This is a genomic window from Rhodospirillales bacterium, from assembly GCA_014323865.1.
Lineage (GTDB): Bacteria > Pseudomonadota > Alphaproteobacteria > SP197 > SP197 > SP197.
Genome location: JACONG010000016.1, coordinates 93,161 through 119,224, shown reverse-complemented (window position 1 = coordinate 119,224; position 26,064 = coordinate 93,161). Strand labels below are relative to the sequence as shown.

Below are 26,064 nucleotides of genomic sequence, written 5' to 3'. Positions count from 1 at the left end.
AATCTCGTTTTGAGTCGCACAATTCCATGTCGTTGTTGCGAAAGGGCCTCAAGCAGACATCGTGCAAGGACCCACCCGCGGTCCAGCCTTGCCGGCCAGCTCTGCGGGGCGCCAGTGCGACGTCAATACGCGTCAGTGCGCTTCAGTACGGGTTGATACAGTCAAGCCCGATCCCGATCCCGCCGAGGCCGGGCCGGTCGCTCATGCCTGGGCCGCCGCGCCGCGCACCCGTTCGCGATGCCAGACATAGAGGCCGGCGCCCACGATGATGCCGATGCCGGCGAAGGACAGCGCATCGGGAAGGTCATCGAAGACCACCAGCCCGACCAGCGTCGCGGTCACGATCTGGGTATGGCCAAAGGGCGCCAGCACCGAGGCCGGCGCCAACCCCAGCGCCTTGATGCGTGCGCTGTTCGCCACGCCGGAGAAGACCGCGATGCCGACCAGCCCGAGCCATTCCGATCCCGAAGGCGCCTCCCAGTAGTTCGGGCTCGCCAGGGCCAGCACGGTTACCGTGGCCAGTGCTGCCCAGACCATGGAGTTGGGTGCGGGATCGTCGGCCGACACCTTGCGCGTCAGCACCGTGTAAAAGGCAAACAGCACGACGGTGCCGAAGGGCCACAGCGCCCCGGGATCGGTCCCGGGCATGCCGGGCCTGGCGATCAGGAAGGCGCCCAGCAGACCGGTGACACAGGCGGTCCAGCGACGCCAGCCGACCTGCTCGCCCAGCAACAGGGCGGCCAGCGCCGTGATGACCAGCGGCAGCAGCAGCATGATCCCGGTGATGTCGGCCAGCGGCAGGTGGGGCAGGCCGTGATAGAAACAGACCACGGCACCGAACTGGCAGAACGTGCGCGCGATCTGGATGAACGGATGGTTGGTGCGCAGCAGGCGGATGATGTTGAGCGTGCGGCCGAAGACGAATCCGGCCACCAGGAGCCCCAGCATCTGGGCCAGCACGATCTGCCAGACCGTCATCGTGTCGATCACGATCTTGCCGACCGTGGTGGCGCCGATCACGCCGGTGAGCGCGACCATGTAGAGCGCGATGCCGGGCAGCACGGCCTGGCTCGTGTCCGCGGTCGTGCGCACGCTCATGTCTGTTTCGCAGCCCTGGTCTCGCGCCTGAGAACGTAGAGTCCGGCAGCGACAATGATGGCAGCACCCACCCAGGTCCAGACGTCGGGGAACTCCTGCCAGATGAACCAGCCGAAGAGCGTTGCGCCGACGATCTCGAGATAGGTGAAGGGTGCGAGCAGCGATGCCGGCGCCATGCCGTAGCCATGGATCGTGACGCCGTTGCTGGCGGCCGAGAGAAAGGCGATGCCCACAAGGCCGACCCACTGCCAGATCGTCGGGACCTCCCAGGTCAGCGGCACGACGACCGCCATCGCGAGCAGCGGCACCACCGAGGCCCAGAGCATCATGTTGCCGGTGCTGTTGCGCGGCGAAATCTTTCGCGTGATGACGATGTAGATCGACCAGAAGGTCACCGCCAGCACGGGCCAGATCGCCGCCCAGCCCATCACGTCGGTGCCCGGCCGCACGATGATCAGCCCGCCGACGAGCCCGACCCAGCAGGCGGCCCAGCGGCGCGGTCCGACGTGCTCGCCCAGGAAGATGTGCGCCATGGCGGTCACGATCAGCGGACCGACAAAGAGGATCGCCACGACCTCGGCGAACTGCAGCACCTGCAGCCCGGCGTAGAACGCCAGTCCGCTGCCGAGCTGGCAGACCGAGCGTGCGATCTGCCACCGGGGATCGGGCGTCCGGATCAGCACGGCGGGGTTCGGTTCCTTCGCCACGATCCCGCCCAGCACGATGAGGCCGAGCGCCTGCGCCATGATCACCGTGTAGGTCGGCAGGTCCTTGATGGTCCATTTGGCGATCGCATCGGAGGTGCTGATCAGCGCCAGACCGAGGATGACCAGCAGGATGCCGAGGACATGCGGATGCATGCCGCCCGACCGCTTCGGTTCGCCCGGCTCCGCATACTCCCGCGCCGCTTCGATGCGGGGATCGGCCGGCGTGCCGGTGTTGGGTGACGTCATGACGCCTGCATCAGTCGAAACGCGCCAACATGCCATGGTACGCCCGACGCACCAGAACGATCTCGCGCAGGGCCAGAAGGGCCCAGACCGGAATGACCGCAGCCAAGCCGATCATCATCGGCATGGGCATCGACTGGCCGAACAGCAGACCGCCGCCCGGGAGCAACGGCAAGGGCAGGAACGCGAACGGCACCAGCCACGAGACCGGCGCATGGGCACAGGCCTTGATCGAGCCGACCACTGCCAGGATATCGCGCAGTCGCAGCCTCGCATTGTTGTCGGGTTCGTTGGGATCGCTCATCCCCCGAAGGCCGCCTCGACCGCGACACCGAGGCGCAGCAGTGCCTCTTCCTGGTGCGGCCGCTGCATGAGCATCAGGCCCGCGGGTATGCCGAGGTCGTCGGTGCCGCAGGGCAGGGTCAGCGCGCAGAGCCTGGTCAGGTTGCCGGGCGTCGTGTTGCGGAGGTTCATGACGTTGGCGCGGGTGTAGGCCTTTTCGTCGTCGAGCAGATCGGCGATGGCCGACTGCATGACCGGCACGGTGGGTGCGATCATGGCGTCGCAGCCGGCCAGCTTGCGGTGGAGTGACGCGGAGAGATCATCGAGCCGGCGCAGCAGGCGCAGGATATCGTGCCCCGCCTGCTTCGTGCCCGAGCGGAAGCGCGGCAGCATGAACTTGTGGATTGCGTCGGGATCGGATTCGACCGTCCCGGACCAGCACGACCAGGCGTCGGTGGTGACGAGGCCGCCCATCGAGATCATCGCCTCCATCGCCTCGTCGAGTTCGGGCACGATGCGCCATTCGACGGTCGCGCCGGCGGCTTCCAGTTTGGCGGCGGCCTGGCGGCAGGCCGTGTCGATGGAGGGATCGACGTCGGACCAGAGCGAGTCCTCGACGGCGACGAAGAGACGGCCCCTGAGGTCGGTGCCCGAAAGGTCCGGCATCGGGCGGCCCGAGAGTACCGACCAGATCGCGGCGGCGTCGGCCGTGTCGGCGGTCAGCGGGCCGATGGTATCGAGCAGGGGCGAGAGCGGCAGCACGCCGTCGAGCGGCAGGGCACCGATCGTGGTCTTGAGCCCGACGACGCCGTTGACCGCGGCGGGGATGCGCACGGACCCGCCGGTGTCGCTGCCGATGGCGATCGGACCCAGCCCGCGTGCCACTGCCACGCCCGCACCCGACGACGAGCCGCCCGGGGTGCGCGGTGTCACGCTATCGCAGGCGTTGGCCGGCGTGCCGTGGGTCGTGTTGATGCCGAGGCCCGAGAAGGCGAACTCGGTCATGTTGGTCTTGCCAAGGAAGACGGTGCCCGCATGGGTCGCGCGGTTGAGCAGCAGCGCGTCGGTCTCGGGGATGCGACCCTTGAGCGCTGTTGTCGCCATGGTGGTTTCGACGCCGGCGACATCGGCGAGGTCTTTCCAGGAGACGGGCACGCCATCCAACGGACCGCGTCGCAGGCCGGCCTTCTGCCGGGCGCGCGCGGCCTCGGCCTCGGCCCGTGTGCGGTCTTCGGCCAGGCGGATGAAGACGAGCTTGCCCGGATCTTCCGCGACGATACGGGCGAGGAAGTCCTCGGCCAGTTCGACGGGATCGATCGTGCCTGCGCCGATGCCCGTGCCGAGCTCCAGACCCGTCATGTCGTGCCATGCCGTCACGGTCGTCTCCCCGCCGGTTGCAAGTCTGCTCTGCATCTGAAGACTCGGGGCATCTTCACCCGTTCGGATTGATTCCATCTGAACGGGATATGCTCTAGCACCGCACATGTGAGGGGGCCAGTGATGACAGGCCCCCGGACACGGGTGTTGAATGGGGCCATGAGCAAGAGCTTCGATATCGCCGTCGTGGGCGGCGGCATGAACGGGATGACGGCGGCGCTGGCATGTGCCCGCGCCGGGTTCAGCGTAGCCGTGATCGAGCGCGGCAGCCCCGGGGCGGCGCTGTCGGACGCCTTCGACGGCCGCGTTTCGTCGATCGCCTACGGCGCCAGGCTGGTGCTCGACGGTCTCGGTGCCTGGGAGGACATGGAACCCCACGCACAACCGATCCTGGAAATACGCGTGTCGGACCGCGACGCACCGCTTTTCCTGCACTACGATCACGCCGAGGTCGGCGACCACCCGCTCGGCTGGATCCTCGAGAACCGCTTCATCCGCCGCGCGCTCGATGCGGCCGTCGAAAGCAGCGGTGGCGTGACGATGATCGCGCCCGCCGAAGTCGCCGCGCTGGAGCGCGACAGCGCCGGCGCGACTCTGGTTCTGGATGACGGTGGCCGCGTTCGGTGTCGTCTCGTGGTCGCCTGTGACGGAAAAGCCTCGCCGATGCGGACTATGGCGGGCATTGGCGCGGTCAACGAGAGTTATGGCCAGATCGGTATCGTGTGCACGATCCGTCACGACAGACCGCACCGGGGCATTGCCCATGAGCGATTTCTGCCGGGCGGCCCGTTCGCCATTCTACCCCTGCCGGGCAACACCGCCTCGCTGGTCTGGACCGAACAGGACGACATCGGGCAGCGCGTCCTCGAACTCGACGACGCGCGCTTCCTGGAGGAGATCGCCTGGCGTTTCGGCGACTTCCTCGGCGGGCTCGAGGTGATCGGACCGGTCTGGAGCTATCCGCTGAACCTGGTCGTGGCCTCGAGCCTGCACGACGATCGGCTGTTGCTGGTGGGCGATGCGGCGCACGGCATCCACCCGATCGCCGGCCAGGGCTACAATCTCGGCATCCGCGACATCGCCGTTTTGGCTGAGGTTCTGGCCGACGGGCGCAAGCTGGGCCTGGAGCCCGGCGATGCGAGCCTGCTCGAAACCTATGCGCGCGGACGGCGTACGGACACGATGACGATGGTCGCGGTCACCGACAGCCTGAACCGCCTGTTCTCGAACGCCATCCCGCCGGTCGCGCTGGCCCGCGATCTCGGTCTCGCGGTGGTCAACCGCGTGCCGCCGCTCAAGCGCCTCTTCATGCGCCACGCCATGGGCACCGTCGGCAAGCTGCCCCGCCTGATGCGGGGCCAGGGCCTCTGGAGCATATCCCGTGAAGCTGGGCAGTCTGTTTCTTCTGCCCCTGCCGATCGACAGCGACGACACTGACAACAGCCTCGTCGAACCCGGCGCGTTTCCCGAGGGTGGGATCGGGATCGGCTACTGCTTCAAGCGCAGGACCCGGGGCAAGGGTCATGCCACCGAAACCTGCCGCAGGCTGGTGGATATGGCGTTCGAGCAGACACCGCTGCGAAGCGTTGTCGCGACCTTCTTCGAGGGGGAACGTACCGACCAGGCATGTGCTGAGGAAAGCCGGGTTCTCCGACCGCGGCACGATGTGGTGCTACGGCCAAGACACGCCGTGCTACCGCGTCACCCGCGAGGAGTGGCGCGCGCAGTCGGTCGGGGATTAACCCCGCCCCGGTTCCGGGACCTTGAGCAGAACGAAGAGTCCCAGTGTCATCAGCACGACGATGACGGCCATGCCCAGGCGCTGGCTGTCGGTGGCGTAGGCGACGATGCCGACGAGCAGCGGTCCGGCGAAGCTGGTGAGCTTTCCCGAGAGCGCGAAGAACCCGAACATCTCGCCAGTCATCTCCGGCGGCGCCAGGCGCGCCATGAGCGAGCGGCTGGCCGACTGCACGGGCCCGATGAAGATGCCGAGCACAAGCCCGAGAATCCAGAACCAGAGCGCCGATTCGACCAGCAGGATGGCGAGGCTCACCGCCATGAGGCAGGAGAGCGTGACGATGAGCGTCTTCCTGGCGCCTGCGATGTCGTCCATCCAGGCGAAAGCGGCCGCACCCAGGCCGGCGGTGATGTTGAGCGCGATGGCAAAGGTCAGCACGCCCTCCTCGTCCATCGCGAAGGCGGTGGCGGCATAGACGCCACCCAGGGCAAAGAGCGTGTTGAGGCCGTCGATGTAGAGCAGGCGGGCGATCAGAAACCGCACGATGACCCGGTGCTTGCGCAGCTCGCGTGCGGTCGCGGCCAGCCGGCTCATGCCGCACCGCACGGAGTCGCCAAGCGGGGCGCGTGCGGCGGGCCGATCGGGTGTCCAGACGAAGAGCGGCCAGCCGAAAACAACAAGCCACAGCGCGACCAGCAGGGCCACGGCGCGGAGGGGTTCGCTGGCCTCCTTGTCGAGGCCGAAGGGTGCGGGATCGGCCATGATGAAGACGACCAGCGCGAGCGTCAGACAGGCGATGCCGCCGGCGTAACCCAGGCCCCAGGACCAGCCCGAAATCCGTCCGATGTTCCTCTTGTCAGCCAGATCGGGCAGCATGGCGTTGTAGAAGACGGTTGCGGTTTCGAAGCCGATGTTGACCAGCGCCACAAGGATCAGCGTTGGCAAAATCCAGCTCTCAGCGGGTGCGCAGAACCAGAGCAGGGCCGTCGCGATCACGGTCAGCACGGTGAAGACAAGGATCCAGGGCTTGCGGCGTCCGGCCGCGTCCGCGACGGCACCCGTGACCGGCGCAAGCACGGCGATGATGAGCGCCGAGACCGCGATGCCCCAGCTCCACAGCGCCAGGCCTTCGGCTTCGTCGCCCACGATGCCGCGCGCGAAATAGGGCGCGAAGACGAAGGTTATCACCACCGTGGGCGTGGGCGAGTTGGCCCAGTCGAACAGGCACCAGGCGAGGAGCCCCTTGCGGGTCCCGGGCCGGTCGAGCGGTGTCGCGGTCATCGGTATTCCTGTCCGAAGGGTGCGCCACCATAACCGACATTGCGCCGACCGGAAGCGCGGCGACATTTCGCCGATGTACCAGTAGGCGTCTGACGATGGGTTCGTGAACGCCTGGCATATCGTGAACCTGGGCAGCCGCGCAGTGGGCGTTGCCGGGCTGGATCAGGTAGTTTTGTCCCGCGCCCCTTGATCGGGCGTCGGCGAGAACCTTGCGCACGGCGTCGAGCTGCTGGAAGCGGGGGAAGATCAGCGCCTCATTTCCGTCTTTTCCGTCCGGGCGTTCGAGGCGAACGAAGCGCCCGATCAGGTCGAGCAGCACATCGCGCGAGAAGACCGCCTTCCCGTCGGGCGGATCGCTGTAGAGCCAGGCAACCCGGTTCTCGCCGGGGATATCGGGGTTTCCGGCCCCGCCATCGCGCCCGCGGTTGAAGGGCAGGAAGCGCGTTCGATATATCCCTGATCGGCGGTCAGGCGGGCGACGATATGTTCCTCGAAGACCGCCTCGCGATGAATGTCGGCGGTGGTGTGGGGTTTCTCCGTCATGCGCTCGTCTCCTCCTGAGGGGCGTTCATGGTGTCCGTCGGGGGGTCCGTCGGGGGGTGGTCGGGGGTGCCGGGGGTGTCGGATTTGGCAGAGGTCGGCACGTCGATCTGCCCCGTGACTGCGGCGGTGATCAGGGCGGCGCGACGTTCCCTGAGAAGGTCGATGGAAGCGTCGATCTTCGCCATCAGAAGGTCCAGCCTTGCGGTCTCCCGGTCCAGAAACCCGGCAATCCGACGCTGGGTCGCGAGGTCGGGGACAATGATAGGGATCGATGCCCAATCGTTGGACTTGATCTGGAACGAGTTCGGGCGGATGCCGTATAGGTAACGCAGATAGATTTTCAGGTAATAGTTGGAGCGCATCAGGTAATGCACGAAACGACGGTCCAATCGATCTGAAATATCATAGACGTCATATGCTGGACTTACATGCCCAGTGTGGTCGGATACGCCCAAACCGAGGTGATTCAACCACATTGAGTTAACGGCGAGTTGTCCCGGTCTCACGACGCGATAGTTCTTCAAATCTTCGTCGGTTCGCTTTTGCTCTTCGTTCTCGTATTCGCGCGGCACGACGCCACGATACTCCGAAACGGACAACATCTCACCAATCGGCGACTTCCCGTTTCGCTCTTTGCTTTCAGTGAACAGAAATCGCAGGCGTTCGACGCCCCAGTTTTCGGGGATGTTCAGGAACCCGTTCTTTTCGATCAGGCGTTGCCTGACTTCTCTCCGTTTCTGTGTGAGCTCGCTCACCCGCCCCCCTCCCGCAGCAGAGGGGCGGGCGGCGGTTTTGGCGACGACGGGTTGACCCGATGCCGGATCGAGACCGCCTGTGACCGCGGCGGCGATCAGCGCGGATCGTTTCTCCCCCAGAAGCTCCAGCATCCCACGCTTTTTCCCGATCAGAAGGTCCAGTCTTGCAGTCTCCCGGTCCAGAAACACGGCAATCCGGCGCTGGGTCGCGAGGGCGGGGAGCGGGACTTCAATTTTTGATAGCGTTGAAGGATTGATCGCTGGGTAACTGACTCCCGTGGACTGCGAAACGACTTGTTCCACGAATGGGTTTGATTGAACGACGCGATACAGAAAGCGAGCGTCAGTGCTCTTGTTGGCGCGAAGAACGGCGAACCCTGTAGAGGCAACTTGAGGAGTGTCTGCCGGTTCGATTGCGGCAATCGCTTTCAGATAGGTGCGAACAGTCGATACGAGGATGTCGCCTTCACGAACCAGTTTGCGGGCACGACTGGGGGACGCGGCGAAGCGCATTCGCTCTTTGTGCGTTACGCCTTCCAACAGCGCAACACTGCCAATGTCGATGTAGTCGAACTCCCAGTCTGGATCAGTTGTTTCTGGGAGCACTACTGGATTCATAAGGCAACAGTGCTTGAGAGGGCGTAGCGACGACCGAACGCTTTCGTCCCAGTAGATCACCCAACCCCCTCCCGCAGCAGACCCGCGATGTCGGCTTCCAGTGCCTTCAACGCGGCGTCGATCTCCTCAAGCGGGCGGGGCGGGGTGTATCTGTAGAAGTAGCGGTTAAAGTTGATCTCATAGCCGACACGCCCGACGCCGCCGTCCTGCGGGTCGGTGTGGGTCTCATCGACCCAGGCATCGGGGACGAAGGGCAGAACTTCGCGTTTCATGTCGTCGCGTCAGGCCTCGTCGTCGACCGGCGATTCGACACCGAACCAGCCCATGATATCGGCACCCAGAAGCAGGAGCGCCGTGGCAAGGGCCATCGCGACAACACCCCACAGCAGCATTCGCTCGGTCTTCACAAGTCCGGCCTCGTCCCGGGAAAGATCGGAGATCGCGCGGGTGGCGCGCTTCGCAAGTGCAAGCATGAACGTCTCCGTCTGGTCAGCAACACGGGCGGCACCGCACCGCGGATGCGCACGATACCGCCTGTTCGGGCAAAAGAAAGCTGCGTCTCGTCGAGATTGATGCGGCGCAAGCGCGCGCTCTCGCCGCCGGCCGCGAACTGCTCGCCGTGGTCGATCGGTCCGGCTTTGCGATCCGTGTTGGCGTTGCGATGGGGACAGACATTCTGGAACGCCCGGACCTCGCCCTTGCCGTCGCGGGTGAAAATCAGGGGAAAACCAGCAACCTCGGTCTCCATGACCGATCCGTTCTCCGGAATCTGGCCCTCGACACCGGCCAGCATCCAGCCACGGCGGAACAGGCTCTCCTGCTCGAGGCGATATATGGTCGGGATCGATGAACCACGCGTTGGGAAGACCACGGTCGTCAGGTCCCGGCCGTTGCCGCATCCGTTCGGCGTCTCGTCGGGCAATCACGCTCATGGCGGTTCCTCCACTGCTGCCGTGAGAGTGGCAACGCACTGATCAATATGCAATCATATTGAACATGAAGAAATCCTTGGTTGACCCTCAAGAAATCGCCACGGTGTGGGACGGCGAGTCCGGCACCGCTCTCGTTGCAGTCGCGGCCGGCCGGCTCGACAGCCATGAGGACGGTGAAGACCTCAAGGCCGCGGTAGGCCAGGAGGTCAAGTTCTGGCGCAACCAGCGCGGTCTCACGGGTTCGCGCCTGGCCAGGATGTCGGGTGTTTCGGCGGGCATGCTGACCAAGATCGAGAAGGGCGATGTGGCACCCTCGCTCCAGACCTTGGTGAAGATCTCTGAGGCGCTCGACGTGCCGGCCTCGATGTTTCTCCACCGCTTGCAGAAGCGGCCCTATGTCTCCTTTGTCCCCGCCGGCAAGGGCCTGAAGACCGACCGGCGCGGCACCCGCGGTAACCAGATCTTCGAACTGGTCGGCCACAACCTGGGCCATACCATTGGCATCGAACCCTTCATCATCACCGTCGACGAGAAGTCCGAGCCCTATCCGATGCTGCAGGAGGAGGGCTACAAGTTCATGCATATGATGGAGGGCGAGGTGATCTTTCGTCACGGCAAGCGCAAGTTTCCGCTGAAGCCGGGCGACTCACTGACCTATGACGCCATGGCGCCCCACGGTGCGGAGCGTTTCATCACCGTTCCGGCGCGCTGGCTGTCGATCGGAGTTTACCCGCGCTTCGAGCAGGGTTCGCGATCGGGCGGATCGGCCGAACCGTGACGTAGCGCGCCCCCGCGCTGTATGGGAGTTGGTCATCCGCCACCTAACCGCGCCATCGTGCTCGCCTCCGGCCTGCTGCCGGGTCTTGACCCCCTTTCCTGCTTGCCACCGCTACCCCGGTTGGGATGGAACGATCCGTGCCCTGCCCCGCGCGGTTCTGGTCTCGTAACCGCTCTCGCGCACCTGCGACGGTCTTTAGGCTGCGGCAGTACTGCGAGGGCGTGTCGCCCGCCACGATGGCGGCGCAGCGCGCGATGAGATCGGCCTCGTAGGCCCCCGGCCTGCTGCGGCCCGGATCACCCGGTCAACGTGTCATCCCGGACGGAGGCCAAAGGACCGACGATCCGAAATCCCGGTCCGCAACGCCTGCGCGTGAGGAGGTCCTGGCTCTCCCCCGACTCAGGGCCGGGGGCCGGCCAGTATGACACGAGAGCGAGCTAGATCGCGACGCCAGCCTCCAGACCTTCGAGCACGGCTTCCTCGGCGGTGCGCGGAGCCAGGCAATCGCCAATGACGTGGACCTCACCGGTCCAGTCCTCCAGTGCCTGTTCGAGACCTGTCACGGGTGCGTGGCCCTGGGACACCACGAGGGTGTCGACCTCCTCGCAGATCACCGCCTCGCCGCTTGCCATATGCTGAAAGTAGGCGCTGTCGGAATCGGCACCATGGAGCCTGGCGAGCGGGATCATCTCGACGCCGAGCGAGTGCATGGTGCCGAGCCAGATGTCGCGCGTGTAGCGCGGAATCGATTCGCCGGCGATGTGGCCGGTCGAAACCAGCCGGACATGGCAGCCGTCGCGGGCGAGCTTCTCGGCCAGCCCCAGGCCGATCCAGTCGCAGCGCCAGTCGGCGATGACGACCCGCCGGCCGGTGTTGGCGCCCTGCAGCACCTGCCAGGTGTCGACGACATGGGCGTCCCCGAATTCCTCCATGTCGGGCCGGTTGGCCGTGGCGCCGGTCGCGACAACCACGGCGTCGGGCTGTTCGCGTTCGATCAGCGCGTGATCGACGGCCTGACCCTTCACGACCTCGACACCGGCCAGTTCCATCTCACGGGTGAAGTTGGTGACGATACCGCCAAACTCGGCGCGGTTGGGCAGGAGCTGGGCCAGCATGGCCTGACCGCCGAGCCTGCTTTCCTTCTCGTAGAGCGTGACCCTGTGGCCGCGCCGTGCCGCCGTCATGGCGGCCTTCATGCCACCGGGCCCACCGCCCGCAACGATGACACGCTTCTGCGTCCCGGCCGGCACGAGTGTACCGTAGGTCAGCTCGCGACCGGTCTCCGGTCTCTGGATGCAGGAGACGCCAAGGCCGCGGTGCATGCGGTCGATGCAGGCCTGGTTGCAGGCGATGCAGATGCGCACGTCCTCGACCCGGCCTTGCGTCACCTTGTTGGGCATCTCGGGGTCGCAGATCATCGCGCGGGTCATGCCGCAGAGGTCAGCCTGGCCGGTCGCGATGACCTCTTCGGCCGCCGGCGCGTGGTTGATCCGGCCCACGGCGATGACGGGCTGGCTGACGTGCTGCTTCATCGCCGCGGCAAACGGCGCGGTGAGCGCCATCCCGGTGCCCATCGGCGGAACCATGAGGGTGGCCGCGCCGATCTGGCGCGACGAGCCCGAGGTGACGTTGAAGTAATCGAGACCACCCGCTGATCCCGCGGTCTTGCAGACCGCGATCACCTCGGGCGCCTCCAGCCCGTCGCCCACGAACTCGTCGCCGGAGATGCGGATTCCCATGGTCATGTCGGGCCCGATCGCCGCGCGCACCGCCTCGCAGGTCTCGAGCAGGAACCGCATGCGGTTCTCGAAGCTGCCGCCGTAGTCGTCGCTGCGGCGGTTGATGCGCGGGCTGAGGAACTGGGCGACAAGATAACCGTGGCTGGCGGCAATCTCGACACCGTCCAGACCGGCGGTCTTGAAACGCACGGCGGCATCGGCATACGCCTTGATGATTTCCCGCACCATGCGTGTCGGCATCTCGCGCGCGGCCGTGTGGAAGCGCTCCGACGGGCTGAACGACGGGCCGTAGGCCACCGCGCGGCGTCCCTCGCTGCCGTAGGCCTGTTCAAGGCCGAGGTGGAAGAGCTGGCCGAAGACGGCGCAGCCGTGATCGTGAAGCGTGTCGGCCAGCCGGCGGAACGAGGGGATGGTGGTGTCGTTGGCGATCGACAGGTTCGACGCCTCCTGTAGCGAGTCTTCGACCACCATGGCGGCCTCGGTGATGATCAGGCCCGCGCCGCCCGCGCCACGTGCCGCGTGGTAGGCGTGAAGCTTCGGCGCGATCTCGTGGTTCTCGGCATGACGGGTGGCGTGTGCCGACGAGACGATACGATTCCTGAGCGTGACGTTGTTGATGGTGATGGGCGAAAGCAGGTGGGGAAACTGCTGGTGTCCGGTGTCCATGCGGGTCCTCGTCGTGGCAATCGACAGATTGAACCTCACAATATCCTTGACCTTGATGCAAGCATATTAACTATGATGCAATATCGCTGCGATGGAGTCGGACCGCCCCAATGGCCCGCGATCCCCGTCATGATGTCCTGTTCGAGCCGGTCTCCATCGGGCCCGTCACCGCGCCCAACCGGTTCTATCAGACGCCCCAGTGCAGCGGCATGGGCCGCAACTATCCCTCACCGTGGGCGGTCATGCGCGGCATCAAGGCCGAGGGCGGCTGGGGGGTTGTGTTCGCCGAGCAGTGCGACATGCACCATTCTACCGACAACGTGCGCAACGTGCGGATCTGGGACAAACAGGACACGGTCATCGTCGGCCGCATGGTCGAGGAGGTGCACGCGCACGGCAGCCTCGCGGGCCTGATGCTGGCGCATAACGGGTTTGTCACACCCAACCTGATCAGCCGCGAGACCCCGCTCGCGCCGTCGCTGATTCCCTCCTTCGGCGTGATCCCCGCCCATGCCCGGGCGCTCGACAAACAGGACATCGGGACCTTGCGTGCTGCCCATCGCACGGCCGCGTTGCGGGCCCGCGACATGGGCTTCGACATCGTGAACGTCTATGCCGGGCACACTCTGGCGCTGCCGATGCATTTCATCGCGCGGCGTTACAACCAGCGCACCGACGAATACGGCGGTTCGCTCGAGAACCGTGTGCGCCTGCTGCGCGAGCTGCTCGAGGACACCAAGGACGCGATCGGCGACAGCTGTGCCGTGGGCATCCGCTTCTCCGTCGACGAGATGATGGGCGAAGCCGGCATCACCTGTGAGGTCGAGGGCCGCGAGGTCGTCGAGATGCTGGCCGAGCTGCCCGACATCTGGGATGTGAATGTGGCGTCCTGGGCCTGGGACTCGATCACATCGCGCTTCGGCGAAGAGGGATCACAAGAAGACAAGATCGCCTTCGTCAAGCAGGTCACCACCAGGCCCGTGGTCGGCGTCGGCCGTTTCACCAGCCCCGACGCCATGGTCTCGCAGATCCGGCGCGGCATCCTCGACATCATCGGCGCGGCGCGCCCGACCATCGCCGATCCGTTCCTGCCGAAGAAGATCGAGGAGGGCAGGCCCGAAGACATCCGCGAGTGCATCGGCTGCAACATCTGCACGACCAACAACTACATGGTGGCGCCGATCCGCTGCACGCAGAACCCCACCATGGGCGAGGAGTGGCGGCGCGGCTGGCATCCCGAACGCATCGCGCCTGCCGACACCGACGACCGGATCCTGATCGTCGGCGCCGGGCCGGCCGGACTCGAAGCGGCACGGGCGCTGGGCGAGCGCGGTTATCCGGTCATGCTGGCCGAGGCGCGCGATGAGCTCGGCGGGCGCGTCAGCCGCGAAAGCCGTCTTCCGGGCCTGGCCGCCTGGGCGCGGGTGCGCGACTGGCGCCTCGGCCAGATCGACAAACTCACCAACGTCGGGGTCTTCCGGGGCAGCGCGATGGACGCCGATGCGGTGCTGGAGACCGAGGCGACGCTGGTCGGCCTCGCGACCGGGGCGACCTGGCGGCGCGACGGCATCGGCCGTTATCACCGCAGCCCGATCCCCGGTGCCGATGCACCCCATGTCCTGACGCCCGACGAAATCATGGACGGCGCCAAGGCCTCCGGACCCGTCGTCATCTGGGACGATGACCACTATTACATGGCGAGCGTCATGGCCGAGGCTCTGGCCAACGCCGGTCACACGGTCACGATCGTGACGTCGCAGGCATCCATTGCGCCCTACACCCAGTTCACCCTGGAGCTTGACCACATCCATCGCCGCATGGCGTCGCTCGGTGTCGTCATCATGGGGTTCCACGCCCTTGCCGGGATCGGTGACGAGGAAGTCGAGCTCAAGAGCGTGCACGGCGGGCCGGACCGTTTCATCCCGGCCGGGACGGTGCTGATGGTCGCCGGGATGACACCGAACGATGCGCTCGCCCGCGCGCTTGATGCACGCAACGGCGGGCCGCGCGTCGTCTGCTTCGGCGACTGTCACGCACCGTCGATCATTGCGACTGCGGTCTATGCCGGGCATCGTTTCGCCCGCAATCTCAACCTGGACCTCTCGGAAACACCGGACTTCCTGCGCGAGGATGTCGCCATGGCGTCCGCGCCACCGATGCAGCGTCACATGGCGGCGGACTGACGGCATGAGCGATCTCGATCTTCCGCTTGCGGGCCACCGTGTCATCGAACTGGGATCGTCGGTCGCGGCACCCTATTGCTCCTGGATCCTGGGCATGCTCGGTGCCGAGGTGATCAAGGTCGAGAACGCGCAGGGCGGCGACGATGCGCGGCGCTGGGGTCGCATGTTTCCCGACGGGCGTTCGTCGCACTTCACCGCGCTCAATGCGAACAAGCAGTCGGTCACGGTCGACCTCAGGAACGCCGCTGATCTCGCATGGCTGCGACGCGTCGCCGCCGAGGCCGATGCGATCGTGCAGAACATGCGGCCGGGCAAGGTGGCGCAGTACGGCCTTGATGCGGTCACGCTGACTGCGGCCAGCAGACGGCTGGTCTATTGCAATCTCGGCGCCTTCGGCTCGGTCGGGCCGCACAAGGACAAGCCGGGCTACGACCCGCTGATGCAGGCGTCGGGCGGCATCATGGCGCTGACCGGCGAACCCGAACGGCCGCCGGTGCGTGTCGGGGTCTCGATCGTCGACATGGGCACCGGCCTGTGGTGTGCGATCGGCATTCTGGCGGCGCTCTACCAGCGCAAGGAGACGGGGCGCGGATGTATCGTCGACGGCTCGCTCTACGAGACCGCGGTGGCCTGGACCGCGAACCAGACGATGATGGTGCAGGTCGACGGCCGCAATCCGTCCAAGGAAGGCTCGGGCGCCCGCGGCATGGCGCCCTACCAGGCCTATCGCTGCGCCGACGGCTGGCTCGTGGTGAGCGCACCCAACGATCGCCTGTTCGTGCAACTCGCCGGTGCCCTCGGTCACCCCGAGTGGCCCGACGACGAGCGCTTCGCGAGCAACCAGAAGCGCTACGGCAACCTCGTGGCGCTCAACGCGGTGCTGGAACCCATTCTGGCGGCCGAACCGCGCGGTCACTGGATCGATGTGCTGGACGCGGCCGGTGTGCCGTGTGCGCCGGTGCGCGAGGTCGACGAGATGCTGGTCGATCCCCAGACCGAGGCGCTCGGCATCCTCCAGGAGCTGGTCGGCGGCGACATCCGCATGATGGGCCTGCCGTTGAGCTTCGACGGCGTGCGCCCGCCGCAACGCTCGGCACCACCGCAGCTCGGCGAACACAACGACCTCAAGGAGACGCTGTGAGAGACGACTTCGAAACCCTGATGGTCGAACGGATCGACGATCACGTCCTTCTGGTCACGCTTAACCGGCCCGAGGTGCGCAACGCGACCAACACGAAGATGGGCAAAGAGCGGCTGGAACTCTTCAGCGGGCTCTACGTCGATCAGGAGGATGTGCGCTGTGTCGTGCTCACGGCGGCGGGCGACAAGGCGTTCAGCGCGGGCGGCGATCTCAAGGAGCGCAAGGGCATGACCGATGCGCAGTGGCGCCGCCAGCACGCGATCTTCGAGCAGGGCGCGATGGCGCTGAAGCAGTGTCCGGTCCCGGTCATCGGTGCGATCAACGGCGTGGCCTACGGTGGCGGCTGCGAGACCGCGCTCTCGTGCGACTTCGTCTATGCCGTGCGCGGCGTGCGCTTCGCCCTCACCGAGGTGCGTATCGGCATCCTGCCCGGCACCATGGGAACGCAGCAGCTGCCCCGCGCCGTCGGCGAGCGCCGGGCCAAGGAGATCCTGATGACGGGCCGCCCCTTCACCGCCGAGGAGGCGTTCGACTGGGGCCTGGTCAACAAGCTCTGCGAGCCCGAGACGCTGGTGCCCGATGCGCTCGAGACCGCACGCGAGATCGCCGGCAATGCACCGCTCGCCGTGCAGCGCATCAAGCGGTCGGCATCGGTCGCCAGCGATCTCGACATCGCCACGGGCTACCAGTTCGAGCTCGAGGCCTACAACCGGCTGGTCGTCACAGAGGACCGGCAGGAGGGCGTGAACGCCTTCAACGAGAACCGCAAACCCCGGTTCAAGGGATGCTGAGATGAGCCAGATCGACGTCTATGTGCAGGAGGTGGGTCCGCGCGACGGATTGCAGAACCTGCAGCAGGTGATGCCGACCGATCACAAGATCGCCTGGATCGGCGCGCTGGCGCAGGCCGGCGTGCCGCAAATCCAGGTGGGCAGCTTCGTGCCGCCCAAGCTGATGCCGCAGCTTGCCGACACCGCCGAGGTCGTTCGCCGCACGCGCGAACGCTGGCCCCATGTGCAGCAGTCCGTGCTGGTGCCGAACCTGAAGGGTGCGCAACTCGCCCTGCCGCACAAGCCCGACCAGATCGCCTTCGTGATGTCGGCGTCGGCCGCCCACAACGAACGCAACGTCAGACGCTCGGTCGAGGAGTCGCTCGCCGACTTCAAGCGCATCGTCGCGCTGCGCGACGAGCTGGTACCCGACAAGTCGGTCACGGTCTCTGGCGGTATCGCGACGGCCTTCGGCTGCACGATCCAGGGGACGGTGCCCGAGGACGAGGTCTTCCGGCTGGCCGAAGCCTTGGCCGAGGCAGGCGCGGACCGGCTCGGCATCGCCGACACGGTGGGTTACGCCAACCCCGATCAGGTCAGCCGCATCTACACCAGGGTGCGGGAGATCGTCGGCGAGCGTGTGATCCTAGGCGCGCACTTCCACGACACGCGCGGTCTCGGGCTCGCCAACGTGCATGCCGCGCTGGGTGCCGGCGTCAGGAACTTCGATGGTGGCATGGGCGGTCTCGGCGGTTGTCCGCACGCTCCCGGAGCAACCGGCAACATCGTCACCGAAGACCTCGTCTTCCTCCTGGAGGCCATGGGCTTCAGGACAGGCATCGATCTCGAGAAGCTGGTCGGCGCGCGCGACATCATGGCGGGCCACCTGCCCGGCGAGCCGACCTTCGGCATGTATGTGAAGGCCGGTCCGCCCAAGGGGTTCGTGCCTGCGAGCGCGGTGCACTGACCATGGGCATCACCTTCGAGACGGGCGAGGACTGGGCCGACCTGCGCGAGCAGGTCACGCGGCTCTGCGCGAACTTCCCCGGCGCGTATTGGCGCGGACTGGAAGATAAGCCTGTCGAGAGCAGTTATCCCACCGCGTTCATCGAGGCGATGACCGGAGCCGGCTACCTCGCCGCGCTGATCCCCGAGGAGCACGGTGGTGCGGGCCTGCCCCTGCGCGCCGGTGCGGTGATCCTGGAGACCGTCAACCGCTGCGGCGGAAGCGCAGCCGCGGGCCATGCCCAGATGTACACGATGGGTACGGTCCTCCGGCACGGCAGCCCGGAGCAGAAAGAGAAGTATCTTCCGAAGATTGCGGCCGGCGAGCTGAGGCTGCAGGCCTTCGGTGTCACCGAGCCAACGTCCGGGTCCGACACGACCCAGATCCGCACGCGAGCCGAGCGCACGAATGAAGGCTACGTCATCAACGGTCAGAAGGTCTGGACCAGCCGGGCGCTCCATTCCGATCTGATGCTGATGATCGCCCGCACGACGCCACTGGCCGAGGTCGAGAAGCGCCATCATGGCATCTCGACCTTCCTGATTGACCTCAACGAAGCGCAGAAGAACGGCTGCACGATCCGGTCGATCGATGCGATGATCAACCACAACACCTGCGAGGTGTTCTTCGAGAACGTCCTGGTGCCGCACGACGCGCTGATCGGCGAGGAGGGCAAGGGCTTCCGCTACATTCTCGACGGCATGAACGCCGAGCGTTGCCTGACCGCGGCCGAAGCCATCGGCAACGGCCGCTACTTCATGGACAAGGCCACCGCCTACTGCAACGAGCGGGTCGTCTTCGGTCGCCCGATCGGCCAGAACCAGGGCATCCAGTTTCCGCTGGCCCAGGCGCATGCGCATCTCGAGGCGGCCGACCTGATGGTGCGCAACGCGACCGCGCTGTTCGAGGCAGGCAAGCCCTGCGGCGCCGAAGCCAACATGGCGCGCCTGCTCTCGGCCGACGCCGCGTGGGAGGCGGCCGAAGCCTGCTTCACGGCACATGGCGGTTTCGCCTTCGCACGCGAGTACGACATCGAACGCAAATGGCGCGAGGCCCGGCTGGCCCGCATCGCGCCGATTTCGCCCAACCTCATCCTCAGCTTTATCGCCCAGCATGTCCTCGGCCTGCCCAAGTCCTACTGAGGGCGTCACACGCCAACTCGCCCACTGGGTCGCCACGGTCGAGCCCGGCGCGATCTCCGAACGCGCGCGTCGCTGTGCGGGTCATGCATTGCTGGACTGGACCGGGGTCACACTCGCGGCGCGCGCCGAACCGTTGGTCGAGGCGCTTGTGGCCGATGCTGTCGCCAACGGCGAGACCGGCGCGGCGCGCCTGATCGGCCGGGCGGAGACGCTGTCGCCGGCCTTCGCCGCGCTGGTGAACGGTGCGGCGTCCCATGCGCTCGATTTCGACGATGTCAACCAGCGCCTCCACGGCCATCCGACGGTGGTCGTCGTGCCGGCGCTGCTGGCCGCCGCGCCCGCATGCGATGCATCCGGTTCGGACGTGATCGACGCGCTGGTGATCGGTACCGAGGTCAGCTGCGCGGTGGGCGCAATTATGGGTGACGATCACTACAATCGCGGATTCCACGCCACCGCCACGGTCGGCTGTATCGGCGCTGTCGCGGCCGTCGGCAGGCTGATGGGCTTCGATGCTGCCCGCACCACGACGGCGCTCTCGATCGCGGCCTCGCAGGCGTCCGGCCTGAAGGCGAACTTCGGCACGATGACCAAGCCGCTGCATGCGGGCTGCGCTGCCATGAGCGGCCTGCTCGCCGCACGCTGGGCCGCCTCCGGCCTCACGGCGTCGGACAATGCGCTGGAATCGCGCCAGGGCATGGGTGTCGCCATGAGCACCGAGTTCGTGCCCGATTTCACACCGCCCGGCAGGCGCTTCGGCATCGAGGACAACTGCTACAAGTACTACCCGGCCTGCTACCTGACCCACTCGGCGATTGCCGCCACACTGGCCCTGCGCGACGAGCACGGGCTGACGCCGAACGACGTGGACGGGGTTGACATCTGCCTTCTGCCGACTCACGACCGCGTCTGCAATATCGCCGATCCGCAGGACGGCCTGGGCATCAAGTTCTCGGTGCCCCACCTGATCGCGATGGCACTGAGCGGCGATGATGTCGGCGATCCCGGTCTCTACACGGCGGCGACCGCGACACGACCTGATCTCGTCGCGCTCCGGAAGCGCATTCATTTCCAGGGCGCCGAGCTGTCGAGCCGCTGGGCCGGACGGATCACGCTGACGTGCGGCGACGGACAAAGGCTGGAACGTGACGAGGATGTCGGCATTCCCGCCGAGGATCTCGGCCGGCAGGAAGCCCTGCTGATGCGCAAGTTCGGATCGCTCGTCACGCCGGCACTCGGGTCGGATCGTGCCGACGAACTGGCCGCAGGTGCACTCACCATGGCGGCGGCGGACGGACCTGCCACTCTCTTCGACCACGCGCTGCCCTGAGGCTCGCCATGACCGATCTCCAGGACCACCTCATGCTGATCGGCGGCGAACGCCGCGCCGCCGCCTCGGGCCAGTGGTTCGAGAGCGAGTTTCCCTACACGCGCGAACCCTGGGCGCGGGTACCGCGTGGAGATTCCGATGATGCCGCAGCGGCCGTCGGCGCGGCGGTGGCTGCGTTCGAGAACCCGGCATGGCGCGACATGCAGCCTGCCGCCCGCGCTGCGCTGATGTTCCGACTGGCGGACCTGATCGCCGAGCGTGCCGACGATCTGGCCGAGCTCGAAAGCCGGGACAACGGCAAACGCATTTCGGAGACAACGGGCCAGATTCGCCGTATCCCCGATTGGTATCGCTACTTCGCCGGCCTGGCCGACAAGGTCGAGGGCGGTGTGGTGCCCAACGGCAACGGCGATGTGCTGAACCTCACGGTCAAGGAGCCAATGGGCGTGGTCGTGGCGATCACGCCGTGGAACTCCCCGCTCATGCTGGCGGCCTGGAAGATGGCGCCGGCGCTGGCCGCGGGCTGCACCGTGGTGCTCAAACCGTCGGAGTTCACCTCGGTCACCTCGCTGGTGTTCGCCGACCTCTTCGCCGAAGCGGGTTTCCCGCCGGGTGTGGTCAACGTGGTGACGGGATTCGGCAAAGAGATCGGCGCGGCTCTCGTTTCGGATCCGCGTATCGCCAAGGTCACCTTCACGGGCGGGCCCGAGGGCGGGCGCGTGGTCGGCAAGCTGGCGGCCGAACACTTCCACAACGTGTCGCTGGAGCTCGGTGGCAAGTCGCCCAACATCGTCTTCGCCGATGCCGAGATCGACAACGCGGTAAACGGCATCACTGGCGGCATTTTCGCCGCCACCGGTCAGACCTGCATCGCCGGGTCGCGCCTGCTGGTCCAGCGCCAGATCCACGACGAGGTGGTCGACAAGCTGGTGACCGCCTGCAGCGATCTCAGGTTCGGCGACCCGCTCGACCCCGCGACCCAGATGGGTCCGGTGGCGACCCAGCCGCAGTTCGACAAGATCATGGGCCATATCAACGAAGCCAAGGCATCCGGTGCGCGCTGTGTGCTGGGCGGCCATCCGGTCGAAGGCCCTGCGGGCGGCCGCAGCCTCTTCATCGCGCCAACGATCTTCACCGACGTGACGAACTCCATGGCGCTGGCCCGCCAGGAGATCTTCGGGCCGGTGCTGGCGGTGATCCCCTTCGATGGCGATCAGGACGCTGTCGCCATCGCCAATGATACCGATTATGGCCTCGCCGCCGGGCTCTGGACCATGAACCTGCGCCGGGCGGTCCGCGTCAGCCGCCACCTGCGCGCGGGCACCGTTTGGGTGAACACCTACCGCCAGGTGAGCCACGCCTCGCCCTTCGGCGGCTACAAACAATCAGGCGTCGGCCGCGAGAGCGGTATTCACGCGATCGACGAGTTTCAGGAAACCAAATGCATCTGGTTCAACACGGCCGAGGCCATGCCCAACACCCTCAACCTCAGATAACCCGAGGAGACCGATCATGCCTCTCGTCACTGTCGAAATGATGCCCGGCCGCACCCGGGAGCAGAAGGATGCCTTCGCCAAGCGTGTGGTCGTGGCGATGGACGAGGAGCTCGGCGCGCCGGCTTCGTCCGTCTGGCTCGTCTTCAAGGAGGTCGATCCCGCCGACTGGTACATGGGCGAGAAGAGCACGGCCCAGGTGCGCCGGGAACGAGAAGCCGCCGCGACGGTGGATTGAACGATGACAGTTCCTGAACCGGCGGTCACCGCCCGAGAGCGGCTTGAGCGCATCGTCGAGGACAGGCTCTGCATCGGCTATGGCCTTTGCGAGAGCCTTGCAGGCCCCGACAGCGTCAGGATCGTCACGGTCGAGAACGGTTACCGGCGCCCGGTGGTGGTGGGGCCGCTCGGCCAGGAAACCGTCGATCTGATCTACGATACCTGTCCCGGTCTGCGGCTCGAGAGCCTGCCTGAGTGTTTCCTTGAGGCGGAGACCGAGGCGGACCCCTTCTATGGCCTTTGCCTGCGCATGTTCAGCGGATACGCGACCGATGATGCGATCCGCATTTCGGCCGAAGGGCGGTTGGCGCGGCACACGCGCAGGTTTCGGCTCGATGACCATGCCGCCGGGCTCCACGCGGAAGAGTACGAGCGCCAGAAACAGGGCACACGGAAGCGGCTCAGGAACGGCCGCAACACCGAAACCAAACAGAGGGCACGATCATGACCACGTTCAGTCCCGAGACACTCGGCATCGACGTCGCCGAGATCGACGCTCGGCTCGCTGACAACTGGAGCCTGCCGACGCGGTTCTACAGCGACCCCGCGATCTTCGATTTCGAGATGGAGGCGATCTTTGCCAAGGGTTGGCTCTACTTCGGCTCGGTCCATCAGGTTGCAAATCCGGGCGACGTCGCGGTCAAGAATATGGGCCGTTGGCCGATCGTGGTCACCCGCGACCGGGCGGGTGAACTCCACGCCTTCTACAACATCTGCCGCCATCGCGGCTACACCGTGGCCGAGCGCGACCAGTCGAAATGCCTGCGTCTGGTCTGTCGCTATCACGCTTGGTCCTACAACCTCGACGGTACGCTGGCCCATGCGCCCGATGCCGACGGCGAGGCCGGCTTCGACAAGGATGCGTTGGGCCTGCGGCGCGTCGTGATCGCCCAATGGGGACCGGCCATCTTCGTCAATCCCGGTGGCAAGGCACCGCCGTTAAGCGAGTTTTGGGGCGAAGCCTACACCAAGAGCACGAAAGGAGGGCTGGCGCCCGATCCGGACGAGTACGAGCTGGTGCGCGAGGTGGTCTACGACGTCGAGACCAACTGGAAGCTTTGGTACGACAACGGTGCGGAGTGTTACCACTGTCGTTGGATTCACGGTCAGAGCTTCGCCGACGCCTACCTTTCGGAGGCCGGCACCTACGAGACCGAACTCGGTCCGAACTATACCTTCAACATGTACCACGGCCGAGCGCGCGACGGTTCGAACAGCGCGACGACGGACAACCCGGTGCTGCAGGCCTTTCCGGGTTTCGTCGGGTTCGGCGACGGCGACATCGTTCACCATGCCGGCATGGTGCCAATGGCACCCGACCGCACCCGCCACACGACGCATTACTATGCGCGCCGCGGCACCGACCCAGGCTTCGTCAAGGACTGGTGCGATCTCTGGGACCTGACCTACCGTGAGGACAACGTCGTGACCGCGGACCAGCAGATCAACTTGGCCTCGGGACTGCAGCCCTGGAACCGCTACGTCAACAACCGCGAGTTCGGTGCCCAGCATATCAGCCGTGAGATCTGGCGCTACTACAAGGCGGCGCTGGCGGCGTGACAGTGTCTGCGGCATCGGTGGTCGCCTGAGGGTCGGGGCCTGATCGCAGCCCTTTGATGTGTATGATCGCGCGTCGGCGAACGGGGAGTCACACCATGCGCACGACGGTCGGCGCTGCGGGCGCGCAGCTGCTCAAGGAAGCAAGGGGTCACCTGCGTCGTCGGCATGGAGGACCCCATGGAGATCGTCCACAACCTGGACGGCAACACGGTCCGCATCGTCACGGCACATGACGAGAAACACGGCGCCATCATGGCGCACGGCTACGCGAAGGCGACAGGACGGCCCTGCATTCTGCCTGGCGACCTGTGACCGGGCGCGACGAACATGATCACAGGGTTGCTCCGAGCCCAGACGTCGTCGATCCCCGTGATCGCCTTCCTTTTAGGACATCATCCCGGCCAACCGGGAACGGCATGCCGCCAGTGAGATTGATCGTGCCGCGGTGCTCGCACCCTTCGCGAAATGGGTCGGGCGTCTGGAATTGCCCGAGCGCGGCCTTGAGATCGTGCGCCACGCCTTCCGTATCGCGACCTCGGGCCGTCCGGGAACGGGCGCCGTCCTCTGCACGCCCGATCTCCTGAAGATCGAAATCGACTGGACCGATGGCGATATCGCCGGCCGTCATACCCATGTGCCGTCAATGCGCAGCCGCGCGTCCCGTGCCGCGACCGCCCAGATCGTCGGGCTCCTGCTGGGGGCGCAGCGGCCGGTCGTCCTGGGTAATGGCGGCGCCTTGCTTTCGGGTGTTGCGGATGGGCTCGACGCGCCGGTTGCCACCACCATGAACGGCAAGGGCCTGATCGCTGCTGATCTTAGGCTCGCGCAACGGCAAGATCTGCTCCTTCGACTGGACCCTGACGCGGCCGGACTGCCGCATCGTCCAGATCGACACCGATCCCATGGAGATCGGTCGGAACTTTCCCAATGCTGTGGCGCTTGTGGGCGATGCGAAGGAGGTACTCGCCGATCTGCTCGACGGCTTGCGTGCACGCTGGCGCGTCTGAAGCCAGGACGTCTTCCCCTCCGATCAGGCGCCCATCCGACCGGAACGGCTCATGCACGAGGTGTCGGCACGGGTCGATGCAAGCACGATCGTCGTGACCGATGTGAGCTACGCAACCGGCCGGGCCATCACAAGAACGGTCTCTGCTATCCGCGTGGCATCGGCATCAAGCTCAAGCGTGCAAATGACAACCTTGCCGGCCATTCAGGCAATTCCTTCAGTTTTTCCGGCGCAGGATCTTAGCTCAGGTTCCGCCGCCACAGCCTTCTTGGCAAATCCTCATAGCGCCCTCTTCTGTTTGGTTGCGCACGGTCGATATAGAGTAGACTCAGCCCCGCCCGGCAACGTGTGGGGCGGACAACGTGGAGGCGCTTACGGCTCTTCCGGTGCTATAGGTGTGTTCTGCCTTTCCAGCACACCGATAAGCGCATTAAGCCGCGCGTTCTGCTCCGCGTCGATTTCGCGTTGCTCCACAACCCTTTGCTCTATGATGCGCATCAGGGACGCACCACTGCCAAACTGATCGCTGCCGTAAGAAAACAAAGCCGACACACCGCCCAATGCTGTCGCAACAGCGACGGCCAGCATCCCCGCGATCTGCTGCCATGTCACTCCAGGCTGGATAGCGTCGATCTTGGCTTCCAGTCGTGAGACGTTGGCTTCCAGTCGCGAAACGTTGGTTTCGATCTTGGCTTCCAGTCGCAAGACGTTGGTTTCGATTTTCGATTCGAGTTCAGAAAAGCGCGCGCTGTTTTCGGCGTGGGTTGTGCGTGCACTGGCATCTACGTAGCGTTGTATTTCAGGGCCCATGTCTCGCCTCTTACCATCATGGTTTACGTGGGTCGTCCAGTCGCTGAGTTGAACAACTGCGTTATCGACAGTGGGGGCCTCAAGATCGCTCGATTTCCGGTTGAACTTGTTCATTTTGAGCCTTTGAGGATTTCAGCCGACCATCTTCCAGCATTTCACGGACTTGCGTGCGAAAATACGCCACCATATCCGGGAACGCGCCGACAGGTATCGCAAGCCGCAAGACAACTTTTGTTTCGGCTTTCATATCCTCTTTGGAACGAACCCTGAACATGGTTTGAGCCAGACTGAACGTGATCAGGCCACCAGTCTCAATCGCCCCCATCACAGTATCAGCGACAACAACAGGAGCTGTCAGATCGTCATCAACAGACAGCTCTTGCATCTTTTGCGTGTCCAGTTTTTCGGAAGGCATCGAATACCAAACTCCCTACCGCGTTCAAGTGTCATCTCCAGCCCATCCTAAACGAATCACCCCTGTCTGCAAATGCGACGCTTGGGACAGCCGGTCTGTCTGGGCCGACGCTTCATGTGCAAATCGGTTTCGATGAGGCGCACGTTCCGGAAACCCTCTCCTGAGGTTGTGG

Annotated in this window: 27 protein-coding genes and 1 pseudogene; 14 read left to right on the top strand and 14 right to left on the bottom strand. The window is 65.6% G+C overall.

The window, feature by feature from the left end:
- Nucleotides 1-201 precede the first annotated feature (201 nt).
- Genes GDA49_09435 through GDA49_09420 form a run of 4 tightly spaced genes read right to left on the bottom strand, consistent with a single transcriptional unit; the run spans nucleotide 202 to nucleotide 3,707 of the window.
- Entirely contained in the window at nucleotides 202-1,098 is an 897-nt protein-coding gene (locus tag GDA49_09435; protein ID MBC6440606.1) for a DMT family transporter, read from the bottom strand.
- A complete protein-coding gene (locus GDA49_09430) occupies nucleotides 1,095-2,051 on the bottom strand; it encodes a DMT family transporter (protein ID MBC6440605.1) in 957 nt (318 codons plus the stop codon). The genes GDA49_09435 and GDA49_09430 overlap by 4 nt, the downstream gene beginning before the upstream one ends.
- A 10-nt stretch (nucleotides 2,052-2,061) precedes the next feature.
- Complete coding sequence (locus tag GDA49_09425) at nucleotides 2,062-2,352, bottom strand: hypothetical protein (protein MBC6440604.1); 291 nt, start codon at nucleotides 2,350-2,352, stop codon at nucleotides 2,062-2,064.
- Nucleotides 2,349-3,707 carry an amidase gene (locus GDA49_09420; GenBank protein MBC6440603.1) on the bottom strand — a complete coding sequence of 453 codons (1,359 nt, stop codon included), beginning with the start codon at nucleotides 3,705-3,707 and terminating at the stop codon, nucleotides 2,349-2,351. Before GDA49_09420 ends, GDA49_09425 begins: the two co-directional genes overlap by 4 nt.
- Nucleotides 3,708-3,866: 159 nt before the next feature.
- On the opposite strand from GDA49_09420, the gene GDA49_09415 reads away from it, so the two are divergent.
- Nucleotides 3,867-5,144 carry a UbiH/UbiF/VisC/COQ6 family ubiquinone biosynthesis hydroxylase gene (locus GDA49_09415; protein MBC6440602.1) on the top strand — a complete coding sequence of 426 codons (1,278 nt, stop codon included), beginning with the start codon at nucleotides 3,867-3,869 and terminating at the stop codon, nucleotides 5,142-5,144.
- Nucleotides 5,145-5,445: 301 nt separating this feature from the next.
- Here the strand turns inward: GDA49_09415 and GDA49_09410 are convergent, their stop codons facing one another.
- From GDA49_09410 to GDA49_09390, 5 genes and pseudogenes are all read right to left on the bottom strand, one after another.
- A complete protein-coding gene (locus GDA49_09410) occupies nucleotides 5,446-6,726 on the bottom strand; it encodes an MFS transporter (GenBank protein MBC6440601.1) in 1,281 nt (426 codons plus the stop codon).
- Between the two features lie 303 nt (nucleotides 6,727-7,029).
- Nucleotides 7,030-7,269 carry a hypothetical protein gene (locus tag GDA49_09405; protein MBC6440600.1) on the bottom strand — a complete coding sequence of 80 codons (240 nt, stop codon included), beginning with the start codon at nucleotides 7,267-7,269 and terminating at the stop codon, nucleotides 7,030-7,032.
- Nucleotides 7,266-8,702: a restriction endonuclease subunit S gene (locus tag GDA49_09400; GenBank protein ID MBC6440599.1), complete on the bottom strand. Its 1,437-nt coding sequence runs from the start codon at nucleotides 8,700-8,702 to the stop codon at nucleotides 7,266-7,268. Before GDA49_09400 ends, GDA49_09405 begins: the two co-directional genes overlap by 4 nt.
- Nucleotides 8,699-8,908, bottom strand: a pseudogene (locus tag GDA49_09395) (SAM-dependent DNA methyltransferase). Before GDA49_09395 ends, GDA49_09400 begins: the two are co-directional and overlap by 4 nt.
- Nucleotides 8,909-9,045: 137 nt before the next feature.
- Nucleotides 9,046-9,564, bottom strand: a complete 519-nt coding sequence (locus GDA49_09390; protein MBC6440598.1) for a Rieske 2Fe-2S domain-containing protein — start codon at nucleotides 9,562-9,564, stop codon at nucleotides 9,046-9,048.
- A gap of 86 nt (nucleotides 9,565-9,650) precedes the next feature.
- Here GDA49_09390 and GDA49_09385 point away from each other — a divergent pair, with 86 nt between their 5' ends.
- Nucleotides 9,651-10,352, top strand: coding sequence for a helix-turn-helix transcriptional regulator (locus GDA49_09385; protein ID MBC6440597.1), 702 nt, complete (start codon nucleotides 9,651-9,653; stop codon nucleotides 10,350-10,352).
- Between the two features lie 437 nt (nucleotides 10,353-10,789).
- Here the strand turns inward: GDA49_09385 and GDA49_09380 are convergent, their stop codons facing one another.
- Nucleotides 10,790-12,757, bottom strand: coding sequence for an FAD-dependent oxidoreductase (locus tag GDA49_09380; GenBank protein ID MBC6440596.1), 1,968 nt, complete (start codon nucleotides 12,755-12,757; stop codon nucleotides 10,790-10,792).
- 110 nt (nucleotides 12,758-12,867) lie between these two features.
- Here GDA49_09380 and GDA49_09375 point away from each other — a divergent pair, with 110 nt between their 5' ends.
- From GDA49_09375 to GDA49_09325, 11 genes are all read left to right on the top strand, one after another.
- Complete coding sequence (locus GDA49_09375) at nucleotides 12,868-14,940, top strand: NAD(P)-binding protein (GenBank protein ID MBC6440595.1); 2,073 nt, start codon at nucleotides 12,868-12,870, stop codon at nucleotides 14,938-14,940.
- Nucleotides 14,941-14,944: 4 nt separating this feature from the next.
- A complete protein-coding gene (locus GDA49_09370) occupies nucleotides 14,945-16,081 on the top strand; it encodes a CoA transferase (protein ID MBC6440594.1) in 1,137 nt (378 codons plus the stop codon).
- 20 nt (nucleotides 16,082-16,101) lie between these two features.
- A complete protein-coding gene (locus tag GDA49_09365) occupies nucleotides 16,102-16,872 on the top strand; it encodes an enoyl-CoA hydratase/isomerase family protein (protein MBC6440593.1) in 771 nt (256 codons plus the stop codon).
- 1 nt (nucleotide 16,873) lies between these two features.
- The gene (locus tag GDA49_09360) at nucleotides 16,874-17,818 is read left to right on the top strand and encodes a hydroxymethylglutaryl-CoA lyase (GenBank protein ID MBC6440592.1); all 945 of its coding nucleotides are present in this window, start codon (nucleotides 16,874-16,876) and stop codon (nucleotides 17,816-17,818) included.
- Between the two features lie 2 nt (nucleotides 17,819-17,820).
- On the top strand, nucleotides 17,821-18,999 hold the full coding sequence (locus GDA49_09355; GenBank protein MBC6440591.1) for an acyl-CoA/acyl-ACP dehydrogenase: 1,179 nt from the start codon (nucleotides 17,821-17,823) through the stop codon (nucleotides 18,997-18,999).
- A complete protein-coding gene (locus GDA49_09350; GenBank protein MBC6440590.1) occupies nucleotides 18,971-20,329 on the top strand; it encodes an MmgE/PrpD family protein in 1,359 nt (452 codons plus the stop codon). The genes GDA49_09355 and GDA49_09350 overlap by 29 nt, the downstream gene beginning before the upstream one ends.
- 8 nt (nucleotides 20,330-20,337) lie before the next feature.
- On the top strand, nucleotides 20,338-21,825 hold the full coding sequence (locus tag GDA49_09345; protein ID MBC6440589.1) for an aldehyde dehydrogenase: 1,488 nt from the start codon (nucleotides 20,338-20,340) through the stop codon (nucleotides 21,823-21,825).
- Between the two features lie 16 nt (nucleotides 21,826-21,841).
- Nucleotides 21,842-22,060, top strand: a complete 219-nt coding sequence (locus GDA49_09340; protein MBC6440588.1) for a tautomerase family protein — start codon at nucleotides 21,842-21,844, stop codon at nucleotides 22,058-22,060.
- Nucleotides 22,061-22,063: 3 nt separating this feature from the next.
- Complete coding sequence (locus GDA49_09335; GenBank protein ID MBC6440587.1) at nucleotides 22,064-22,549, top strand: hypothetical protein; 486 nt, start codon at nucleotides 22,064-22,066, stop codon at nucleotides 22,547-22,549.
- On the top strand, nucleotides 22,546-23,661 hold the full coding sequence (locus GDA49_09330) for an aromatic ring-hydroxylating dioxygenase subunit alpha (protein ID MBC6440586.1): 1,116 nt from the start codon (nucleotides 22,546-22,548) through the stop codon (nucleotides 23,659-23,661). Before GDA49_09335 ends, GDA49_09330 begins: the two co-directional genes overlap by 4 nt.
- 177 nt (nucleotides 23,662-23,838) lie before the next feature.
- Nucleotides 23,839-23,973 (top strand): hypothetical protein, encoded by a 135-nt coding sequence (locus GDA49_09325; GenBank protein ID MBC6440585.1) that lies wholly within the window; start codon nucleotides 23,839-23,841, stop codon nucleotides 23,971-23,973.
- Nucleotides 23,974-23,992: 19 nt separating this feature from the next.
- Here the strand turns inward: GDA49_09325 and GDA49_09320 are convergent, their stop codons facing one another.
- Nucleotides 23,993-24,295, bottom strand: coding sequence for a hypothetical protein (locus GDA49_09320; protein ID MBC6440584.1), 303 nt, complete (start codon nucleotides 24,293-24,295; stop codon nucleotides 23,993-23,995).
- 6 nt (nucleotides 24,296-24,301) lie between these two features.
- Entirely contained in the window at nucleotides 24,302-24,565 is a 264-nt protein-coding gene (locus GDA49_09315) for a hypothetical protein (protein ID MBC6440583.1), read from the bottom strand.
- On the opposite strand from GDA49_09315, the gene GDA49_09310 reads away from it, so the two are divergent.
- Nucleotides 24,468-24,668, top strand: coding sequence for a hypothetical protein (locus tag GDA49_09310; protein ID MBC6440582.1), 201 nt, complete (start codon nucleotides 24,468-24,470; stop codon nucleotides 24,666-24,668). The genes GDA49_09315 and GDA49_09310 overlap by 98 nt on opposite strands.
- Nucleotides 24,669-25,039: 371 nt before the next feature.
- On the opposite strand, the gene GDA49_09305 is transcribed toward GDA49_09310, so the two are convergent.
- Complete coding sequence (locus GDA49_09305; protein MBC6440581.1) at nucleotides 25,040-25,591, bottom strand: hypothetical protein; 552 nt, start codon at nucleotides 25,589-25,591, stop codon at nucleotides 25,040-25,042.
- Complete coding sequence (locus tag GDA49_09300; protein ID MBC6440580.1) at nucleotides 25,557-25,892, bottom strand: hypothetical protein; 336 nt, start codon at nucleotides 25,890-25,892, stop codon at nucleotides 25,557-25,559. Before GDA49_09300 ends, GDA49_09305 begins: the two co-directional genes overlap by 35 nt.
- Nucleotides 25,893-26,064: the final 172 nt, after the last annotated feature.

What these genes read in the sequence shown, in the direction of transcription:
- GDA49_09435 (MBC6440606.1), bottom strand. Translation starts at nt 1,098, where the DNA reads ATGAGCGTGCGCACGACCGCGGACACGAGCCAGGCCGTGCTGCCCGGC.
- GDA49_09430 (MBC6440605.1), bottom strand. Translation starts at nt 2,051, where the DNA reads ATGACGTCACCCAACACCGGCACGCCGGCCGATCCCCGCATCGAAGCG.
- GDA49_09425 (MBC6440604.1), bottom strand. Translation starts at nt 2,352, where the DNA reads ATGAGCGATCCCAACGAACCCGACAACAATGCGAGGCTGCGACTGCGC.
- GDA49_09415 (MBC6440602.1), top strand. Translation starts at nt 3,867, where the DNA reads ATGAGCAAGAGCTTCGATATCGCCGTCGTGGGCGGCGGCATGAACGGG.
- GDA49_09410 (MBC6440601.1), bottom strand. Translation starts at nt 6,726, where the DNA reads ATGACCGCGACACCGCTCGACCGGCCCGGGACCCGCAAGGGGCTCCTC.
- GDA49_09405 (MBC6440600.1), bottom strand. Translation starts at nt 7,269, where the DNA reads ATGACGGAGAAACCCCACACCACCGCCGACATTCATCGCGAGGCGGTC.
- GDA49_09380 (MBC6440596.1), bottom strand. Translation starts at nt 12,757, where the DNA reads ATGGACACCGGACACCAGCAGTTTCCCCACCTGCTTTCGCCCATCACC.
- GDA49_09375 (MBC6440595.1), top strand. Translation starts at nt 12,868, where the DNA reads ATGGCCCGCGATCCCCGTCATGATGTCCTGTTCGAGCCGGTCTCCATC.
- GDA49_09370 (MBC6440594.1), top strand. Translation starts at nt 14,945, where the DNA reads ATGAGCGATCTCGATCTTCCGCTTGCGGGCCACCGTGTCATCGAACTG.
- GDA49_09365 (MBC6440593.1), top strand. Translation starts at nt 16,102, where the DNA reads ATGGTCGAACGGATCGACGATCACGTCCTTCTGGTCACGCTTAACCGG.
- GDA49_09360 (MBC6440592.1), top strand. Translation starts at nt 16,874, where the DNA reads ATGAGCCAGATCGACGTCTATGTGCAGGAGGTGGGTCCGCGCGACGGA.
- GDA49_09355 (MBC6440591.1), top strand. Translation starts at nt 17,821, where the DNA reads ATGGGCATCACCTTCGAGACGGGCGAGGACTGGGCCGACCTGCGCGAG.
- GDA49_09350 (MBC6440590.1), top strand. Translation starts at nt 18,971, where the DNA reads ATGTCCTCGGCCTGCCCAAGTCCTACTGAGGGCGTCACACGCCAACTC.
- GDA49_09345 (MBC6440589.1), top strand. Translation starts at nt 20,338, where the DNA reads ATGACCGATCTCCAGGACCACCTCATGCTGATCGGCGGCGAACGCCGC.
- GDA49_09340 (MBC6440588.1), top strand. Translation starts at nt 21,842, where the DNA reads ATGCCTCTCGTCACTGTCGAAATGATGCCCGGCCGCACCCGGGAGCAG.
- GDA49_09335 (MBC6440587.1), top strand. Translation starts at nt 22,064, where the DNA reads ATGACAGTTCCTGAACCGGCGGTCACCGCCCGAGAGCGGCTTGAGCGC.
- GDA49_09330 (MBC6440586.1), top strand. Translation starts at nt 22,546, where the DNA reads ATGACCACGTTCAGTCCCGAGACACTCGGCATCGACGTCGCCGAGATC.
- GDA49_09325 (MBC6440585.1), top strand. Translation starts at nt 23,839, where the DNA reads ATGGAGATCGTCCACAACCTGGACGGCAACACGGTCCGCATCGTCACG.
- GDA49_09320 (MBC6440584.1), bottom strand. Translation starts at nt 24,295, where the DNA reads ATGGGTATGACGGCCGGCGATATCGCCATCGGTCCAGTCGATTTCGAT.
- GDA49_09315 (MBC6440583.1), bottom strand. Translation starts at nt 24,565, where the DNA reads ATGGGATCGGTGTCGATCTGGACGATGCGGCAGTCCGGCCGCGTCAGG.
- GDA49_09305 (MBC6440581.1), bottom strand. Translation starts at nt 25,591, where the DNA reads ATGAACAAGTTCAACCGGAAATCGAGCGATCTTGAGGCCCCCACTGTC.
- GDA49_09300 (MBC6440580.1), bottom strand. Translation starts at nt 25,892, where the DNA reads ATGCCTTCCGAAAAACTGGACACGCAAAAGATGCAAGAGCTGTCTGTT.